The 18,582-nt window shown below is 46.0% G+C and carries 15 protein-coding genes; 9 read left to right on the plus strand and 6 right to left on the minus strand.

What is annotated here, in order from left to right:
* Positions 1 to 105: 105 nt before the first annotated feature.
* Positions 106 to 1,104, plus strand: coding sequence for a CobW family GTP-binding protein (locus ACXAFJ_RS15360; protein WP_475324636.1), 999 nt, complete (start codon positions 106 to 108; stop codon positions 1,102 to 1,104).
* A gap of 71 nt (positions 1,105 to 1,175) precedes the next feature.
* Here ACXAFJ_RS15360 and ACXAFJ_RS15365 read toward each other — a convergent pair whose 3' ends face one another.
* Complete coding sequence (locus ACXAFJ_RS15365) at positions 1,176 to 2,045, minus strand: aspartoacylase (protein ID WP_475324637.1); 870 nt, start codon at positions 2,043 to 2,045, stop codon at positions 1,176 to 1,178.
* 90 nt (positions 2,046 to 2,135) lie between these two features.
* On the opposite strand from ACXAFJ_RS15365, the gene ACXAFJ_RS15370 reads away from it, so the two are divergent.
* Positions 2,136 to 3,482, plus strand: coding sequence for a peptidoglycan DD-metalloendopeptidase family protein (locus ACXAFJ_RS15370; protein ID WP_475324639.1), 1,347 nt, complete (start codon positions 2,136 to 2,138; stop codon positions 3,480 to 3,482).
* Positions 3,483 to 3,527: 45 nt separating this feature from the next.
* Here ACXAFJ_RS15370 and ACXAFJ_RS15375 read toward each other — a convergent pair whose 3' ends face one another.
* The 3 genes from ACXAFJ_RS15375 to ACXAFJ_RS15385 form a co-directional block, all read right to left on the minus strand.
* The gene (locus ACXAFJ_RS15375; RefSeq protein WP_475324640.1) at positions 3,528 to 3,938 is read right to left on the minus strand and encodes a TraR/DksA family transcriptional regulator; all 411 of its coding nucleotides are present in this window, start codon (positions 3,936 to 3,938) and stop codon (positions 3,528 to 3,530) included.
* 120 nt (positions 3,939 to 4,058) lie between these two features.
* A complete protein-coding gene (gene zigA / locus ACXAFJ_RS15380) occupies positions 4,059 to 5,258 on the minus strand; it encodes a zinc metallochaperone GTPase ZigA (RefSeq protein ID WP_475325760.1) in 1,200 nt (399 codons plus the stop codon).
* Between the two features lie 152 nt (positions 5,259 to 5,410).
* Entirely contained in the window at positions 5,411 to 6,286 is an 876-nt protein-coding gene (locus tag ACXAFJ_RS15385; protein ID WP_475324642.1) for a LysR family transcriptional regulator, read from the minus strand.
* Between the two features lie 109 nt (positions 6,287 to 6,395).
* Here ACXAFJ_RS15385 and ACXAFJ_RS15390 point away from each other — a divergent pair, with 109 nt between their 5' ends.
* Positions 6,396 to 6,773, plus strand: a complete 378-nt coding sequence (locus tag ACXAFJ_RS15390; RefSeq protein WP_475324643.1) for a DoxX family protein — start codon at positions 6,396 to 6,398, stop codon at positions 6,771 to 6,773.
* A gap of 74 nt (positions 6,774 to 6,847) precedes the next feature.
* Here the strand turns inward: ACXAFJ_RS15390 and ACXAFJ_RS15395 are convergent, their stop codons facing one another.
* Together ACXAFJ_RS15395 and ACXAFJ_RS15400 are read right to left on the minus strand one after the other, a co-directional pair.
* Positions 6,848 to 7,399 carry a TetR/AcrR family transcriptional regulator gene (locus ACXAFJ_RS15395; protein WP_475324645.1) on the minus strand — a complete coding sequence of 184 codons (552 nt, stop codon included), beginning with the start codon at positions 7,397 to 7,399 and terminating at the stop codon, positions 6,848 to 6,850.
* A 143-nt stretch (positions 7,400 to 7,542) separates the two neighbouring features.
* Positions 7,543 to 8,703 (minus strand): ROK family protein, encoded by a 1,161-nt coding sequence (locus tag ACXAFJ_RS15400; protein WP_475324646.1) that lies wholly within the window; start codon positions 8,701 to 8,703, stop codon positions 7,543 to 7,545.
* A 107-nt stretch (positions 8,704 to 8,810) separates the two neighbouring features.
* Here ACXAFJ_RS15400 and ACXAFJ_RS15405 point away from each other — a divergent pair, with 107 nt between their 5' ends.
* From ACXAFJ_RS15405 to ACXAFJ_RS15430, 6 genes are all read left to right on the plus strand, one after another.
* The gene (locus tag ACXAFJ_RS15405; RefSeq protein WP_475324647.1) at positions 8,811 to 12,125 is read left to right on the plus strand and encodes a DUF5107 domain-containing protein; all 3,315 of its coding nucleotides are present in this window, start codon (positions 8,811 to 8,813) and stop codon (positions 12,123 to 12,125) included.
* A 16-nt stretch (positions 12,126 to 12,141) separates the two neighbouring features.
* Complete coding sequence (locus tag ACXAFJ_RS15410; protein WP_475324649.1) at positions 12,142 to 14,817, plus strand: glycoside hydrolase family 2 protein; 2,676 nt, start codon at positions 12,142 to 12,144, stop codon at positions 14,815 to 14,817.
* A gap of 163 nt (positions 14,818 to 14,980) precedes the next feature.
* On the plus strand, positions 14,981 to 15,454 hold the full coding sequence (locus ACXAFJ_RS15415) for an HPP family protein (protein WP_475324650.1): 474 nt from the start codon (positions 14,981 to 14,983) through the stop codon (positions 15,452 to 15,454).
* 195 nt (positions 15,455 to 15,649) lie between these two features.
* A complete protein-coding gene (locus ACXAFJ_RS15420; RefSeq protein ID WP_475324652.1) occupies positions 15,650 to 16,414 on the plus strand; it encodes an ABC transporter ATP-binding protein in 765 nt (254 codons plus the stop codon).
* Positions 16,415 to 16,451: 37 nt separating this feature from the next.
* Positions 16,452 to 17,402 (plus strand): ABC transporter substrate-binding protein, encoded by a 951-nt coding sequence (locus tag ACXAFJ_RS15425; protein ID WP_475324653.1) that lies wholly within the window; start codon positions 16,452 to 16,454, stop codon positions 17,400 to 17,402.
* Between the two features lie 38 nt (positions 17,403 to 17,440).
* A complete protein-coding gene (locus ACXAFJ_RS15430) occupies positions 17,441 to 18,412 on the plus strand; it encodes a FecCD family ABC transporter permease (protein ID WP_475325762.1) in 972 nt (323 codons plus the stop codon).
* The last annotated feature ends 170 nt before the right edge of the window (positions 18,413 to 18,582 follow it).

Here is an 18,582-nt window from a genome sequence, read left to right on the forward strand (position 1 = left end):
GCAGAAGTTACCGTAGAAAAAGTGCTTGAGCCTGAAGAAAAGCTTGGGCAAATGGATACTTACTGCGATTGTGACAACCACACAGGAAGAGCATAGGATAAGCAATTGTTTAAAATAGAAAAAGTTGTGCGTTCAGTGCCGACCAATATTATCACCGGGTTTCTCGGTGTTGGTAAAACGTCCGCAATTTTGAACCTGATGAAGCACAAACCAGATAACGAGCGCTGGGCAGTGTTGGTCAATGAATTTGGCGAAATTGGTGTAGATGGCGCGCTGGTTAGCGGCCAAACTGATGAACAAGAAGTCTTTATTCGCGAAGTTCCCGGTGGCTGCATGTGCTGCGCCGCTGGTTTACCAATGCAAATTGCCCTTAATCAGTTGCTGCAGGAAGCAAAACCAGATCGCTTACTCATCGAACCGACTGGTCTCGGTCACCCTCGCGAGGTTCTAGAAATTCTTAAGTCGGATAATTACAAGGGTGTTTTGGTCCTGCAAAAGACGTTAACTTTGGTTGATCCTCGTAAATTGTCTGATCGCAATTACACAGATCACCCAACGTTTAACCAACAAATCGCCATTGCCGATACCATTATAGGAAACAAAATTGATTTGTATGGCGACGATGAACGTCAAACACTGCGCGACTATACCCAAAAAATTAACGGACCCGACGCTCGAATTATATTCGCTCAAGACGGTCAGTTCGATACCAATGAACTAAATGGCGAGACACGGGCTAACTCCAGGAACTACCATCACCATCCTCATGACCATGAGACTAGGCCCTTGGCCTCTGAATTGGAGATTCCAGAATCTGGTTACCTCAAAGCGACCAATCAAGGCGAGGGTTATCAAAGTGTGGGATGGCGATTTGCTCCAAACAAAATTTTCGACAGACAGCGTTTATTTGACGTGTTGATTACGTTGCGACCTGAACGTTTAAAGGCTGTCTTCATTACTGATGATGGTATTTACGGGTTTAACTACACCGCAGATGGTATGACAGTGGCAGAACTTGACGATGCAATCGAAAGTCGCATAGAACTCATCGCACCCACTGTGGAAGAAAGTCTAGAGCAGCGTTTCCTTGCTTGTCTGCAATAAAGAGTAGATATAAAAAACCTTCAAATTTGGCTAGCTTTTCAGCTAGCCAAATTTTTTATAAGAACAAGAAACTAAACTTTCACTTCAATTTTTTCAGCTAAAGCCATCGCCATATTCGCGGCACTGTAAGCACTTTCATTGATGAAATGCGGGTACACTGTTTTTTCACTTTGCCAACTAATGGTTTCACCTGAAAGCGTTAAAAACATCGGATCGCCTTTGGAAAGCGGTAAATAATCTCGATCGCAGAGGTCTGGGTGAACAAGGGCTGATCGCATTCCTTTATCGTCCATCGGAAAAGGTACCTCTGACGTTAGCAAATAAGCGCTGTATGAATCGGTGCCGAACGAATTACCTTGGTTTACCATATCGACATAGTCTAATACTAGAGTCATAAGGCGCTTCATCAAATCAAGAGTTTCGTGGGTTAATACACCATGCGCGTGTGATCCAATTTCGAGCATCACTCCGTATTCACTCATGGTGCAAAGATAAGGGTGCTCTTGCCAACTTTTTTCATCTTCAAATAAGATATTTGCTTCAGGCATGTGCTGTTTAACAAAAGCACCCATTTTTTCATAATAAGGCGAGCGTGAAACTAGGATAAGGGTCGCACCCATGTTGCTGGTGGTGTTGTGCATATCAATCACTAGCTGGTTAGGTGTACTGCCATACTTCTGTTTTAAGTCCTCCGCAAGTTTGTATTCTTTTGTTGCTTTACTTTCATCACTTGGGTCTACTGCAAAACTTCGGTTTAAATCTTGATCAACGAACCGCACTCTGGCATCTATGGCCGCTTGATTTGCTAAGATTGCTCGTGTGTCAAATGAAGCACGATCCGCATTGTAAATGCCTTCGTTGATCAGGTGATTCAGGTAAATACCAGTTAGCTCATTTCCATGTGTGCCAGCAACAATTAGAACCTTGTCAATTTTGTCCATAGCCATCAATATTCCATTATTTTTATCATAACGATTTGCAATATTTTGTTATGTTATAACATAACTATTCAGTGCTATAGCTTTAAATTAATGAAGTATCAAAAACGCGTTTTAACACTCACCGCCATCATTACTTTAACGATTGCCTTTTTGTTGCCTGTAAACAATGAAGCGCAAGAACCTAACACCAAACGCGTTTCAGTCGAAATACCTGATCACTCTGAAAAAGAAAAACCAACTTTTACCAATACTCTAGAGCAAAGCGCATCAGATTCTGAAGATCAAAAGGTCGCTGAGCTTGATACGGTTGTTGAACATCAAGCCGAAATAAAAAAAACCGATTATGTTGTCAAAGTCGGTGACACGTTGAGCAAAATATTCTCTGACAAACAGATTCCTTATCGTATTTTGCATCAAATCATGGAGTCTGACGAAAACCACCTCAAACTCGATATGATTAAACCTGGAGATCATCTGGAATTCGCTTTTATCAATCATGAGTTACAAGAGCTCGTCTTTCACGAAAGTTTGGTGGAACGATCCATTTACCGTAAGGAGGCAGATGAAGGCTTTTCCTACCGATTTGAAGAACAAGATGGCAGATGGGAAGAGCGAGTTTTTACCGGAACCATTGACGGAAGCTTCTCTCATTCTGCCCATAAGCTTGGGCTGTCATCTAATCAAATTGGAAACATTACTCAGCTGCTAAGTGCCAAAGTGAACTTCTCGAAGCACTTACGCGCAGGCGATGAGTTTTCAGTATTGATCAACCAACAGTACCTTGGGACACATCTAACCGGCAACAGTGAAATTCGAGGTATTTCGTTGTCACTTCGAGGAAGAGATGTGGAAGCCTTTTTAGCGCCCGACGGACGATTTTATGACAGAGACGGCGAGAGTTTAGAACAAGCTTTCAATCGTTATCCAATCGACGAAAAGTACCGACGGGTTACTTCACATTTTAATCCTCGTCGTAAACACCCAGTGACTGGTCGAATAAGACCTCACAATGGAACTGACTTCGCGACCCCTGTAGGCGCGCCAATTTATTCCACCGGTGACGGGCGTGTGACCGCGGTTAAAACACATCGTTACGCTGGCAAGTACATTGTTATTGAGCACAATGGTGTCTATAAAACCCGCTATCTTCACCTACACAAAAGCTTGGTGAAAAAGGGGCAGCGCGTGAAACGAGGACAAAAGATCGCGCTGGCCGGAGCGACCGGGCGTTTGACAGGCCCGCATTTGCATTTTGAGGTTTTGGTACGAAATAAACCGGTCGACCCACTGAAAGTAAAAATTCCACTCGCTAAGTCTATTTCCAAACAAGACAAGCAAGCGCTTACGGCTCGGATTTCAGAATTTGATGAAAAGGTCGCACTGGAAATGAATGCATCAAATCAAACGAAAACAAACACCTCAGAGGATAAAACTTAGCATCTGCATGGTCCAAGAGCTGTAATCTAAAGAAACCGAGAGTTTTCACTCTCGGTACTGCAGCTCTTTCATTTCTTTTAGTGCTTTCACCTCAGCACAGTATTCCGCTGTAGGGCGAGCCAGCAAGCGGGCCACCCCAATCGGCTCCTCAGACTCTAAACAGTACCCATAGGTTCCAGCCTTGATTCTGGATAGAGATTCTCGAATCTTAGGCAATAGTTTCTGCTCTCTTTCAACAATACGAATTGAAAGCGCACTCTGCTCTTCAAACGAGGCACGATCTTGCTCATCATTAAGCTCAATCGGGTTTTCCATCACCTTACGTGCTTCTTCAATCCGCTCACACGTGGTGTCATACAAGTCTTCCAAGCGTTGCTGAAAGAAATCTAACTGTGCCTGATTCATGTAATCCTCTTCAGGCGCGTCGATCATCGCTTGTTCTATTTCGGTAATCATTTCAAACCTCCAACTCACCTTCGGTCAAAGAAGGCTGTATCAAAACTCTGTTAAAGGACTTGGTACGATGAACCGGCTTTTGAAGTTCAACGCACCAACTTTTAACATCAACAAAGCGAGTTATTGACCCCAGTCTGGAAATGGATCGTCAAGTGAACGCCAATATTCCGTTCCTCGACTAGCCTCTTCTTCACTCAACAAACATTCATCTAATGCTTGTGTCAGTCTGACTTGGTCCAGCCCTTGGCCAATGAATACTAATTCCTGACGTCTATCGCCATATGGCTCACACCACTGCCTTTCAATGGACTCTAGGTACGTTGAGTCAGTCGGCCACTGTTCTTTGGGCACAGCTTGCCAGAACATACCCGCGACACCATGCCGGGCGATACCGCCAGCTTGGCTCCAATGTCCAACAAAATCTGGTCGAGTCGACAGCCAAAAATAGCCTTTTGAACGGATTAACTTTCCGAATTGGGAGGTATTGTGAAGAAACTCAAAAAACTTAGCCGGATGGAATGGACGGCGAGCGAGATAATTGAAACTGGATATACCGTATTCTTCTGTTTCCGGTACGTGCTCTCCTCGCATCTCTTTCAACCATCCTGGTGATTGCTGCGCTTTTTCAAAATCAAAAAGACGCGTATCCAGTATGTTTTCAAGATTGACTTTGCCTTCGGCAATTGGAATTACTTGAGCCCCTGTATTCAACGTTTTCAATATTGCTGTCAAACGCTCAATATCGTCACTTGTCGCCAAATCAGTTTTACTGATCAAGATTACGTCGGCAAACTCAACTTGGTCTATTAGCAAATCGGAAACACTGCGCTCATCTTCCTCACCGAGTGATTCACCCGTGTCCTGAAGATCTTTGGCCTCATCATAGTCTTTTAGAAAATTAACGGCATCGACCACAGTCACCATGGTATCGAGCCTAGCGATATCAGACAGCGAGACACCACTTTCATCTGCAAAGGTAAACGTCTCGGCAACTGGCAGCGGCTCTGAAATACCAGTTGACTCGATGACTAAGTAATCAAATCTGCCTTCGTTGGCTAGCTTAGTGACCTCATCCAGCAAATCTTCTCGCAACGTACAGCAAATACAGCCGTTGCTCATTTCTACCAGTTTTTCTTCACTTCGATTGAGAGAAACTTCATTTTGGACAATCGCCGCGTCTATGTTGATTTCACTCATGTCGTTAACAATAACGGCGACTTTTCGATCTTCACGGTTGTTTAAGATATGACTTAACACCGTAGTTTTCCCAGCTCCTAAAAACCCTGAAAGGACGGTAACTGGCAATTTTTTTGTATTTATATTGATGCTCATAATGCTTCTACACGTTAGTATGTTATAACGTAACAGTTAGTGTAGCTGAGCATTGTAATTTGTTTAGCGAAAAATTGTTAACGAATTAGCTAAGACGAAACTAAACGCACCCCTCTCTTATTTGGGTTCTGTAATTCTGGTTATAGCTGTTCCCAGAGTTTGCTGGCAACAGGTCCCAGCATGGCGTGCTTGGTCTTAATAACATGGTATTCAAGTTGTTCTGCTACCGGAAAGTCTTCGATTTGCAAAGCCACCAGCTGTCCTAATTCCAACGCCTTTTCTACTTTGTGTTTAGGTAAAGTTCCCCAACCCAGCCCCTGTTCAATGAGTAATTTTTTGCTCTCGAAGCTATTCACTCGCCAAGTCCGTTGTCCTTCTTGCACGCCAATATTGGTACCCTGAGTTAACTGACCTGAATCGCTAACCAGTATTTGATATTGGTTACTAAGATCAGCAATCGAGGACAAAGACCCAACGCCTGCGACAAACCCAGGACTTGCTACATTAACAAAACCACCTTGGTACAAGAGTTTAGATTCCACTTTACCTACTGCGAAAAGGTTTGCGACGATTGGACTAATGGCAAGATCCACTTCATTCGCCATCAATTTAGAAATTGCACCGGATAAATACTCTTGCTGTAAACTGATCTGGCAGTTGGGGTGCGCTTGCTGGAGCATTTGAAGCGGCTCAACCATACGCTCCAGGTTGTAAGACGCTTCGATTGCCACTCGGATGATCGATTCTTCTCCATTTTGCAATACGCTTGCGACGTGTTTTATACCTGCGGCTTGGTCTAGCAACTGTTTTGCTAACTCAACAATTCTTTCGCCAGACTCGGACACCTGAATCCGATAACCAGAGCGATCAAACAAAGCAAATCCAAATTCATTTTCCAGTTTTTTCATTGCATTAGTCACTGCGGGTTGCGTTTTGTGCAATGCGTCAGCAGCCAGCCTTATCGACTTCTTCTCCGCCACAGTGACTAACATTTTGTATTGTTCTAACGACGCCATGATTACAAATATTTATCAATTTGATTAATTTCAATAATTATTATTTATACCCATTCATAGGTAAAGTCTGACTTCAAGAAATTCGAAATGGCTACAAACAAGGGAAATCATGAAGATATTGAGAACATTAGGCTATTGGTTGCCAATCGTTTTGTTGGCGTTACCGATGATCATCGCAGGTGGTGCAAAGTTAGCAGGGGTACCAGAACTGCACAAAAGCTTTGAGGCCATGGGTTTGCCAATTTGGTTTGGGTATTTGATTGGTGTCGCCGAGCTCATCGCAGGTATTTTGCTTTTTATCAAAGGCTACCGAGCGTTTGCCGCGCTGGCACTCACGCCGATAATGACGGGGGCCATATACTTCCACATCGTGTACGCGGTCCCGTCATTCATACCAGCACTCATCTTTTTGTTGCTGGCAGCTTACTTGGCGTATCGTAGCCGACCGGATGCCAAATGGTTAGCAAACCAGGCGGTTCAATCATAGAGGTTACTGGTGTGGGGCTAAGCTAGAAAGCCCCACTCTTTAGCTTCTTTACAGGATACTCATTCACAAAGTTCTTACTGGCAGAGCTCTAACAACACTGTTTTACTCTGCGCACACGTTTTTTCGCCGTTTCCGCTCATCGCAGTTGAAACAATCGCTCCTTCTTTGAGCAAAACCATTGCATTAATCAACGTCTGATTTTTTGAAGACGACTTTGCACTGATCAGGTCTGCGACTTCTTGTTTGTGTGATTGGCAAAACTGCGCGATTGCGCTTTGGCCATCGGCAAATTCCGCTCTAGTATTAATGAAAAAACAACCTCGAAACGGACCTAGCTGAGTTGAACGTCCTTCAAACCAATCGGCCAAGCCATCAAACAAGCTCTCTATGATTTGGCGGTCGGTGGTTGCCTTTTCCAATACAGATTCGAGCCATGTTATAAACACTTGGTGTCGTTGCTGCAAAGCTGCGATGACTAAAGCTTCTTTGCTTTCAAAGTGATTATAAAGCGTGCGCTTTGCCACCCCAGAGGTTTGCAGCACCTCGTTAATTCCAACTGCATTGATACCTTGCCGATAAAAAAGTTCAAGCGCCGTATCAACCAGAAGCTGTCTCTTAACGCTCATGTTTTTTTCCTTACTGGGCATATATTAGTTCTTCACTAGTTTGACATGGGTAGACAAATCTGTCTAACACAACCCTAATGCTCAACTGGAAACATAATGTTGAATCTGGATATCTCGACTCGCCCGATTAGACGAACAGCCCGCTATACCTCTTGTTTAATTTTTTGAAGCTCCTTTTCGACATAACTATAGGCGATACCCGTGACCTGCTGCTCTCTGGATAAACGTCCAAACGATATGTCGATTTTGTCTTTGGGGTCATCACTTGGAAACGGCATTTGATTGACCTCACTTCGAACGGTAGCAGACCATGCTTCTCCCAGCTCGCGCACTTTGCCGTACACCACAACCTTGTCTAGATCCATCACACTCAGACAATTGCAAAGTGCCAGTGCAGTGTAACGTGCGCCCTGACGCACAATATCGAGGGCTCGACTGTCGTTGATTTTAACCGCAGAATATAAATCCGTGGTATTGAGGTTGTCCGCCATCCAATCTTGCTCTAATGAAGAGGTTGCGGTGTACTTTTCCAAACACCCAAGACGACCGCAACCGCAAGGTTTGCCATTCATTTCAACTGTCGTGTGGCCGATTTGCCCTGCTGCAAATCTGGCACCTTTATACACCCGCTTATCCAGCAACAAAGCCGCGCCAACACCGTAGTCCACGTTGAGCAACATAAAATCTTGCTTTTGCTCTCCTAACCACAACTCCGCCAACGCCAGCATCACACAATCATTATCGACTAACACAGGTAACTCTAGCCGCTGCTCCAGCAGATACTTAAGCTCAATACGACTTTTGAAGCTGGCTTGAGGCATATGTAAAGACACCCCCGTATCGGCATCAACTTGTCCATGAACCGCTATCGACAGTTGGAACTTTTGCATACCAGATTGTTGGCGGTGCGCTTTCACTTGCGCAACAATGCAATCAATAAACTCATCTGCATTATTCGGCGCAATCACGGTCGCGTTATAAGAAGCTACCACGTCCAACGCGGCATCTAATCTGACCGATTCGATCAAGGTTGGACTAATGCACATCGCAATCGTTGAACCTCTTTGTCGATTGAGTCGAAACACGCCATCACTTCGTCCTCTCCCCTGACGTTTGATGTCAGATTTCTCTATCCAACCATGGCTATTTAAATGCGCCATTATTTGACTGGTGGCTGGCAGGGTGAGCTGCAATTTTTTCGATAAGTCTGACTTGGTCATCTGCTTGTTCTGAAAAAAATACTGCATCGCTAAACTGCGGTTATGCATCGCCACACGTTGGTTATTTAGCCCCAAAACATCCATTACTTAACTCATCTAACAATTGACCGCGACGTCACCGAGATTAAAGCCAAAACAGAGCGAATAAAATGGACAAAATCGAGTTACGTATTAAACAAGGTTAAATGAATATGTTGACGCAACGCACGTCGAGCGCTGTCACAGTGACCAAAGAAACCGTGTCTTTTCCGACGTACCAACTGGGCGACGATGACACGAGTCCACTTTTTTTGGAAAAACGCGTTTACCAAGGCTCTTCTGGGTCTGTTTACCCCTATGGGGTTCGAGACACCTTTACCGGAGAAAAGGTCGAGGTCTCTTATCAGGGTATCTGGTTAGAAAACGATTATTTAAAAATCCTTATCCTTCCAGAGCTTGGTGGACGAGTGCACCGAGCCTACGACAAGGTTAAACAGCGAGATTTTGTCTACTACAACCGAGTCGTTAAACCGGCGTTAGTGGGTTTGATTGGTCCATGGATCTCTGGTGGTATCGAGTTTAACTGGCCACAACACCATCGTCCGACCACCTTAAAGCCTGTTGATGTGAATATTCAATCTCACGACTCAGGAGCCAAAACCGTTTGGGTTGGCGAAGTAGAGGCTATGCGTGGCTTGCAAGTCACAACGGGTTTTACCCTGTACCCTGATGCTGCACTTCTAGAGATTAATGGCAAAATTTATAACGGCAACAACACGCCCAGACATTTTCTATGGTGGGCCAATCCTGCAGTCAAAGCAGGCGATGGGCATCAAAGCATATTCCCACCAGATGTGACTGCCGTTTATGATCACGGCAAGCGCGATGTGAGTGCCTTTCCCATTGCCAACGGCACCTATTACAAAGTGGATTACTCTGCAGGCGTGGATATTGCGCGTTACAAAAATGTACCGGTGCCCACCTCTTATATGGCGGTCAATTCACACTATGATTTTGTTGGCGCGTATTGCCACGAGGAGCAAGGTGGCCTATTGCATGTTGCCAATCACCATATTGCACCGGGCAAAAAACAATGGACCTGGGGACACGGTGAGTTTGGCCAAGCATGGGACAAACAACTAACCGATCAAGATGGCCCCTACGTCGAATTAATGACAGGTGTGTTCACAGACAACCAACCGGACTTTACCTGGATTGATTCGGGAGAAGAAAAGCAGTTTCGCCAAAATTTCATGCCATACCACACTCTTGGTACGGTTCATAACGCCAGCACGTCACTTGCGCTCAAAGCAGAGCGGGGCGAACAAGGCTTGAATCTGGCCGTGTATGCGGTGAGAAGCATTGAGGGAACACTTGAACTGAAACAAAGCGGCGCTGTTGTTTTTTCGAGTCCAATTTCATTGTCACCAAGTGAAGTGTGGCAACACAGCCTAGCGGAGTTTGATAGCGCTTTGTTTGAAGTGGATATTGTAGACAAAAACAATTTGCCTATGCTGAGCTATGCCGAAGCGCAAAGCAAAGAAGTGCCGCTCCCCGATCCCGCTGAAGCCCCAGAAGAAGCGCACCTCTTAGATTCACCCGATCAAGCCTATTTTATCGGACAGCATTTGGAACAATACAAACACGCCAACGTGAGTCCAAGAGTTTACTACCAACGCGGCATCGAGCTCGATGAGAATCACTACTTGTGCCGCTTGGCATTGGCGCAGCTTGATTACAACACAACGGATTACCACAGTGCCGACCTACATTTGGACGCTGCGCTGCAACGGGCACATCAATGGAATAAAAACCCTCAATGTGGCAAAGCCAGTTTGTTAAAAGGGCACATTGCTTTGGCCAATGAGCACTACCCTCTAGCCGAAGCGCACTATTTTAAAGCGACGTGGAGTGGAAATTGTCGAGATTCTGCTTGGTTTGGGTTAGCCAAGCTAGCATTGATTAATCAAGATGCCGAGCAAGCGCTTGAGCACGCACAAATGGGGTTGTCGTTCAACGGTCGTCATTATGACGGCATTGCGCTCAACATGTTGGCGTTAATTGAAACCAAGCAATTAGAAAAAGCCAGGGCATGGGCTGATTTGATGCTCAAATCCCACCCATTGCACTACCAACTGCACTTTTTATCTGCGTTTATCGGTTCGCCGAACACAGATTTAGCGTCTCTTCTCGGTCAGAAAAACGATACCATTGCCTTTTTATGCGCCTGGCTATACGAGTTGAAACGCCCTAGCTTGCTTCAATACTTAATTGATCACACCTCGACACGTCACCCATTTGTCGATTTGTATCAAGCTGCCATCAGTGACACTCCAGAATATTGGGTTGCGCAAGCGCAGCAAAACTTTGCCAAACACGTGCGATTTGCCAATACCAACAGCGAAGTGGCCGTTTTACACAAACTCTCTGGGTATGATTTTTGTGATTATTTGCTTGGTTGCTTCTATTACCATCACAAAAACATTTCGCCTGCCGTTCAGTTGTGGCAATCGGTCACCTCACGCACACCAGATTACAGTCCCGCTTGGCGAGTACTGGCCATTGCTCATCACAATCATTTGTCTGCTCCAGATCAAGCCAAATTTTGTATGGAACGAGCCCTAGAGCTGGACGATAACAACGCCCGACTATTGATGGAAAGCGATCAGCTCGCCAAAGCTCAACAAGAATCAGTAGCGGTCCGATTTAATCGACTGCAATCGCGATTGGATTTAGTCGAACAACGCGATGATTTAATGGCAGAATATCTGATTCTCGCCAATCAAAATCAAGCCACTGACCACGCTCTGACGATTTTTGATACGCGCCAGTTTCATCCTTGGGAAGGGGGCGAAGGCGTCGTCACCAAGCAGTACATCAACAGCAAAGTCCGAGTTGCTTTAGTTGCATTCAAAAAAAACCGAATTGACCAAGCCATCGTCCAATTTGAGAGCGCGTTGGTCTATCCCGACAACTTGGCGGAAGGGCGACTGATAGGCCAAACCGACAACGATGTTCATCTTCTGCTGGCGATTTGCTTTGCACACCTTGGCAAAACCGCGGAATCACAGCGCCATTTGCAACTCGCGACTGAAGGTGATGGTTCGCTATCACACGCGCGCTACTATAACGACCAACCTGTCGACTATTTGTTTTATCAAGCGCTGGCATGGCGAGCGCTGGGCAATCCAGCCAAAGCCAATCAGCTATTCGAAGATATGCACAACTGGGCGCAGAACTTGGCATCACAACCTGAACAAAGCGACTTTTTTGCAGTGTCTTTGCCTCAGTTGGTTAGCTTTCATCAAGATGAACATCGAGCAACTCAGTGCCACGAGCTCTACCTCGAATGTCTGGCACTCGCTGGATTAGGCGACCCTCGTTGGCAACAAAAAGCTAAGCAGTTGCGCTCGTTAGAACCGAGTTATCACGCGGTTTATTTACTCGAGGAGATTATCCACTCAGGAATTCTGACTCAGCCCATAGTAAGCAAATCATCTTTTTTATCGCCTGCCGTCTTAGGTTAATTTTTAAGGAATATTCATGACAACCCAATCTTTGACCAGTTTTTTCACCTGTGATCCGGAAAAACCGCAACAACGATTCTCCATTGCCGGCTTCTACCCTGAGCCAGCAAGCCCTCGTCAAGTTTTTAACTTTGGTACTGGATGGCGCTTTTTTAAAGGTTCTTTTGCCGACGCCCACAAACCAGAGATTGAAGACAGTGAGTGGCAGCTCGTGTGCACGCCACATGCCATTGAGTACTTACCTGAAGATGCAAGCGGCACCGTCGCTTACCTGGGCGAAGTCTGGTATCGAAAGCACTTCGACGTACCCGAAACCTTCTCAGACCAAAAAGTATTTATTAATTTTGAAGCGGTCCAAGGCAAATCCAAAGTTTGGATAAACGGCGCGTTGGTCAAAATCAATCGTGAAGGGTTTACTGGCTTTGTTATTGACGTCACTGAGTATCTAAATGTTGGTGGCCGCAACCTTATCGCGGTACTAGCGGATAACAGTGATGATCCTACTTACCCACCGGGTAAACCGCATGCTGAGGTCGATTCGGCGTACGTTGGTGGCATCTATCGCGACGTATGGCTATACACCACTCCGAATCTATACATCACCAATAGCCAAGCGGTGGATCATGTTGCGGGCGGTGGCGTTTACGTTTACAGCCAGAATGTTAGCCAGCACTCTGCGGAGGTCATGGTCAAGGTTCATGTGAACAATACGACACAAAGTGACCATAACATCACCGTGCGCAGTGAATTACTAACGATGGATGGCGAGCAAGCTTCGTCAACCAATCAACTAAATTTTATTTTGGCGAAAACTGACCAACACATTGAACTGCAACACTCGGTCACCTCACCACGACTGTGGCATCCCGATCAACCAAACTTGTACTGGTTGAAGCTGGAAGTTCGTGATCAGGAGGACCAAGTTGTTGATTCGATCAAAATAAGAATCGGCATTCGTTCAATTGAAATGAGAGGCGCAGAAGGCTTGTATCTAAACGGAGAACCCTTTGGTGAGCCTTTATTGGGTGTGAATCGTCACCAATTCCACGCTTATGTGGGTATGGCGATGACAAACAACATGCACTATCGCGATGCTCAGCTGATCAGAAATTCCGGCTCTCGTGTGGTTCGCACCGCTCATTACCCACAAGACCCTGCATTTATGGATGCCTGTGATGAACTAGGTATTCTTCTGCTTGTGCCAACCATCGGCTGGCAGTTCTGGCACGACTCTCCAGAGTTTGCCGAACAACACATCGCAAACATACGAAATCTGATTCGTCGCGACAGAAACCATCCTAGCGTCATGAGTTATGAACCTGCGCTTAACGAAACCTATTTACCAACGGAACATACTATTCGCATATACGACGTATGTCATGAAGAGCATCCTTATACCTGTCCAAACGTGCCGGCGGACAGCTACATCGAGGATCACCAGTACTCCGACATCATCTATGCCCACCCCAATCAAATGAAAGGCGGTGAGCAACCCGATGGAAGGCTGATTTTTGATCAATTCCCCGATAAGAGCAGTTTCACTCGAGAGTGGGGTGACAACTGTGACGATTGGAATGCACAAAACTCGAGCAGTCGAGTACATAGGTCATGGGGCGAACAGCCTCAGATAGTACAAGCCAATCACTATGCCGTAGGCTCAGGCTCACCTGAGCATATGTACACCACCAATCTTGATGTGCTCAACAAGACACCCGCGCAGCATGTTGGCGGCACCCTGTGGCATTGCTTTGACCACGATCGTGGCTACCACCCTGACCAGTTTTGGGGCGGTATTATGGACGCATTTAGACAACCCAAATACAGCTACGGCATGTTCTGCGCACAGCGTGACCCGAAGGTGGATTTGTACAACGCGGAAAGCGGTTATCACATTGAGATTCTTCATGAACTCACCCCGTTTTCTGGTCCAGATATTACAATCTACGCCAACGTTGATGCCGTTCGAGCTACGCTCTTTGGTAAACCACTCGGCACGATCGCTGTGAAAAACGACCAACCCGGAATTCGCTTTAAACCCGCCGTCTTCAAAAACGTCTATGACTATATGGACCTAAAAACCATGCATCGTGAAGACAAGCACGAAGACGCGTATTTGTTGGTAGAAGGTTTAGTTAACGGCGAAGTGGTGTGCCAAGAGAAGAAGTACTCTTCATTGCGCCCGACTCGTCTTAAACTGGAAGTGGCGCCCCATAGCCAAGCGCTTGTCGCCGATGGCTCTGATACTCTCACCATTATTGCCAGTGTGGTAGATGAGCAAGGCACCGTTAAGCGTTTGGCTCGCAACCAAATTCACTTTACTGTTACCGGGGAGGCGCACTTAGTGGGAGACTCAGAAAACTTTGCCAATCCAAGAGCGGTTGAATGGGGCACTGCGCCCGTCTTGATTCGAGCCACGCAGAAGGCCGCTCCAATCCGCGTCTACGCACGACCAGCGTTCGAAGGCCCTCATTCATTATTGCCTGCGGAGCTAACGCTTACATCGGTAGAAAGTGGAATCCCTGAACTCGCCGCTGAGCACACTGCGCATTTAATTAATGAGCAAAACGATCAAGCTGTGTCCAAGCTGTTCCAATCGGAAATCACTCAGCGACTGGCACAAAATGACTATTTACGACTCAAGTTACGCGGAGTAGAAATACAGCAAACCGAGTGCGGTGAAACTGAGCAATAATACTAACAAACTGACAACTTTACCTTTAATTTCACAGGGTTTGATAACCAACCAAAGCGCATCTCAGGATGCGCTTTTTAATGATCCTTGTTGACATGTATACCGATCTGTCTACCATAACAAATCAAGTAGACAGATCGGTATGCTTTCAAAGAGGATTGACATGAATAAAAAAACTTTAGTCACTAGCTTACTTGCTGGTTTTGGCGGTGCTTTAGGCATCGGATTATTGGCTTTTCTAGAACAGGAGTTTACAGGTATCACGGTAATCATGGCGCCATTGGGTGCAACCGCCGTATTAGTATTTGCCTTGCCCAGTAGCCCTTTGGCACAACCCAGAAATGTGATTGTTGGCCATCTGCTCACTGCAACTGTTGGAGTGCTGTTTGTCGAATTCACCGACGTGAACGCATTAACATTGGCGCTCGCTTCCGGGATAGCCATTGCCGCTATGCTGCTGACCAACACGACCCACCCACCCGCTGGTGCCAATCCAATTTTGGTTATGACAACCAGCCAAAGTTGGATGTTTCTAGTGAGTCCCGTGTTGCTCGGAGCGTGTCTTATCGTTGCGGTCGCGCTTACCTACAAGTACGTCGTCGTAAAGATTTTGAGCGAAGAAAAAGGTCCAAAATAGTAGCGGGGCGAATATGAAATGGATTCACTTTCAACATGTAATTATTTCATGTGATAAGCAGTGACAATTTAAACAATAATGGTGTCTCAATAACTTACTAATCATTCAGGGTGGGATGCGATAGATAGTCGCTTTTCTGGTATACTCCCACGCCGAACTAATTAGGACGATGATTTAATCGTAAAACGACCGAATATGCTGCTGCAATTGGACAATCTCGCCGCAAAAGCCACACATGGATGGCAAGCACTCAATAACGCTTCTTTTGATGTAAGCAGTGAAGAGTGTGTTGCGGTTATTGGACCAAATGGCAGTGGTAAATCGAGTCTGCTAAAAGCGATCACTGGCGAGTACCAATCGACTGCTGGCTCTCTGCTCATCGACGGGCAACCCGTTCATTCGCTAAACCCAACCGACAAAGCCAAACTGATTGCGGTGGTTGCGCAAAACGATCACGTTGATCACAGGTTAACGGTCAAAGAGTACGTCAGCCTAGGACGCGTGCCACATACGTTTTCATACAGTGAAAAAGAGCACAATCAGATTGTTGCAGCAGCAATAGCCGATGTCGACTTAACTGCCAAGATTAGCCGCAATATGGGCTCACTCTCTGGTGGCGAACAACAACGCGCTCATATCGCCAGAGCATTTGCGCAGCAACCAAAATTGTTGCTTCTAGATGAGCCTACAAATCACCTTGATCCATTAGCACGCATCGAGATTTTGGAACTGATCAAAAGTAAAAAGATCGCCTCAATCGCGGTATTGCATGATCTACCATTGGTCTCACCTTTTGCGGATAAAGTTGTCCTGATGTCTGACAGAACCATGATTCGTTGTGGTACGCCGCAAGAAGTGCTCAATGATCAGTATATTACCCCTATTTTTGGTTTGAGCGTGTTAACGTTCGACCATCCCAAGCAAGGCGCCTCTATTCATCATTTTGAGGCAGCCAGTTAGTCACCTTCATCGTAAAAATAACAACAGGAATCCAACCATGAAATGGACTTTAGCTTTATCGCTACTAGTACCTGCTTTTGCGGCTAATGCTGCAGCCACACAGTACCCAGTTACTGTAGATAACTGTGGTGTGCCACTAACCTTTAATGAGCGTCCAAGTCGCGTTGTAGTTCACGACATCAACATGGCAGAAATGGCGTTTGCTCTAGGCCTTCAAGAAGACATGGTCGGGGTAACGGGCATTACTGGTTGGTACAAGATGTCGCCTGAGTTCAAAACTAAGCTAGGTTCGATTCCTGAACTGGCACCAAAATACGCCACATTAGAAAACCTGCTTGTTGCTAAACCTGATTTTTTCTTCGCGGGTTGGAACTACGGTATGAAAGTTGGTGGTGAAGTAACGCCAGCAACGTTAAAGCCTTACGGCGTGAACACACTTATCCTTACTGAAAGTTGTGTACACACTGCAAAAGAGAAAAAACCTGCTTCAATGGAGCTACTGTACGGAGACATTCAGAAACTGGGTGTGATTTTCGATAAGCAGGACAAAGCAAACGCGCTAGTCACAGAGTGGAAAGAAAAAATGGCTGCGCTGCCTAAGCCAGAAGCGGGAGCAAAAGCACCTCGTGTGTTCCTGTATGATTCTGGTGAAGACAAACCATTTACCTCTGGTAAATACGCCATGTTAAACGCCATGATTCAAGAAGCGGGCGGTGACAACATCGCAGGCGATATGGAGTTTAGCTGGGCGCGCACCTCGTGGGAAACGGTCGCTAAGGCAAACCCAGAAGTAATCATTCTGCTTGATTACCAATCAGGCGGTGGCGCTGACGCATTACGTCGTTTCCTAGAAGATCACCCGCTAATGCAATACACCGATGCGGTGAAAAACGCTAGCTACGTAAAACTACGTTATGAAGAATTAACGCCGGGTCCTGCAAACATCGAAGCGGTTGAAAAACTCGCACACGGCTTCTTCAAAAACTAATGGAGTTGCGGTCAGCGAAAATCAGCGGCTATAAGGTCATGTGGCTACTCGGTGCACTGGCCTTGTCAGTTGTATTTGTGATGAGCTTGCGATTTGGCTCGATATCCTTGTCGATGTCCGAAGTCTTGCAAGGTTTCGCCGAAATGGGCAATGACGATATGTCGATGACTAGCCGAATTTTGGTGGACTTGCGCTTGCCCAGGGCATTTTTAGCCATACTGGCTGGCGCCGGTCTGGCCATGGTGGGTGCACTTCTGCAAACCGCCACGCGCAATGATCTAGCTGACCCTTTCCTATTTGGATTATCCTCTGGCGCTTCAGCTGGTGCAGTACTCGTTATCACTAGACTTGGTGATGCGCTTGGAATTTGGACACTACCCATTGCGGCATTTGCCGGAGGCATAGTGTCTGCCACTGCGGTGATCATTCTATTTTCAATGCAGAAAAAACGTGGCAACGACAATTTGGTACTCTGTGGCCTCGCTATCTCTTTTCTATTTGGCGCCGTCACCAGTTTCCTGATTTTTTCTGGAGATCAACGGGCAGCAAGCTCGATACTATTCTGGACCATGGGCGGATTAGGTTTGGCACGCTGGGATAATCTCGCGTTTGCCTTAATTGGTGTAATGTGCGTGGTCGTCTTGGCGTTCAAACGCTATCGAGCATTAGATACCTTGTTGGTAGGCGACCAAACCATTCATTCTCTTGGCATCAATGTACATCGACTTCGCAGCGAAATTTTTATCGTTAGTGCATTTTGTACAGCTTCAATCGTCGCCTTAACCGGTGTTATCGGGTTCATTGGGTTAATGGTGCCTCACTTAGTCCGCCCCTTTTCCGGAATGACCCACAAACGCGTGATACCTCTAGTTGCCCTGTGGGGGGCGGTGTTAATGAGCGGAGGTGACGTATTGAGCCGCTCCTTATTGGCACCACAAGAGTTACCCGTGGGAATTGTTACCGCCGCTCTCGGTGGATTGTTCGTTCTTTATTTAGTTTGGAAAAAGTAAATTTCCGTTCTCTTCCTTCTTTAACCGACAATATCTTGTCTCATTTTTGATTAGTCATTTATTAGGTTTTTCTTTCAATAACAGCATGTTGTACTGAAAGAAAAACTTAATACTAATCAGGCCACAAGTATTTGCCCCTATTGATTCTTATCAAATCAAGCACGTTTCTG

The organism is Vibrio sp. ABH4_348 (assembly GCF_056159765.1).

Bases quoted from the DNA above. Each gene is read 5' to 3' on its own strand.
- ACXAFJ_RS15385 (WP_475324642.1), bottom strand. From the start codon at position 6,286: ATGGCGTCGTTAGAACAATACAAAATGTTAGTCACTGTGGCGGAGAAG.
- ACXAFJ_RS15390 (WP_475324643.1), top strand. From the start codon at position 6,396: ATGAAGATATTGAGAACATTAGGCTATTGGTTGCCAATCGTTTTGTTG.
- ACXAFJ_RS15410 (WP_475324649.1), top strand. From the start codon at position 12,142: ATGACAACCCAATCTTTGACCAGTTTTTTCACCTGTGATCCGGAAAAA.
- ACXAFJ_RS15365 (WP_475324637.1), bottom strand. From the start codon at position 2,045: ATGGACAAAATTGACAAGGTTCTAATTGTTGCTGGCACACATGGAAAT.
- ACXAFJ_RS15425 (WP_475324653.1), top strand. From the start codon at position 16,452: ATGAAATGGACTTTAGCTTTATCGCTACTAGTACCTGCTTTTGCGGCT.
- ACXAFJ_RS15405 (WP_475324647.1), top strand. From the start codon at position 8,811: ATGTTGACGCAACGCACGTCGAGCGCTGTCACAGTGACCAAAGAAACC.
- ACXAFJ_RS15400 (WP_475324646.1), bottom strand. From the start codon at position 8,703: ATGGATGTTTTGGGGCTAAATAACCAACGTGTGGCGATGCATAACCGC.
- ACXAFJ_RS15430 (WP_475325762.1), top strand. From the start codon at position 17,441: ATGTGGCTACTCGGTGCACTGGCCTTGTCAGTTGTATTTGTGATGAGC.
- ACXAFJ_RS15370 (WP_475324639.1), top strand. From the start codon at position 2,136: ATGAAGTATCAAAAACGCGTTTTAACACTCACCGCCATCATTACTTTA.
- ACXAFJ_RS15395 (WP_475324645.1), bottom strand. From the start codon at position 7,399: ATGAGCGTTAAGAGACAGCTTCTGGTTGATACGGCGCTTGAACTTTTT.
- ACXAFJ_RS15375 (WP_475324640.1), bottom strand. From the start codon at position 3,938: ATGATTACCGAAATAGAACAAGCGATGATCGACGCGCCTGAAGAGGAT.
- ACXAFJ_RS15420 (WP_475324652.1), top strand. From the start codon at position 15,650: ATGCTGCTGCAATTGGACAATCTCGCCGCAAAAGCCACACATGGATGG.
- ACXAFJ_RS15415 (WP_475324650.1), top strand. From the start codon at position 14,981: ATGAATAAAAAAACTTTAGTCACTAGCTTACTTGCTGGTTTTGGCGGT.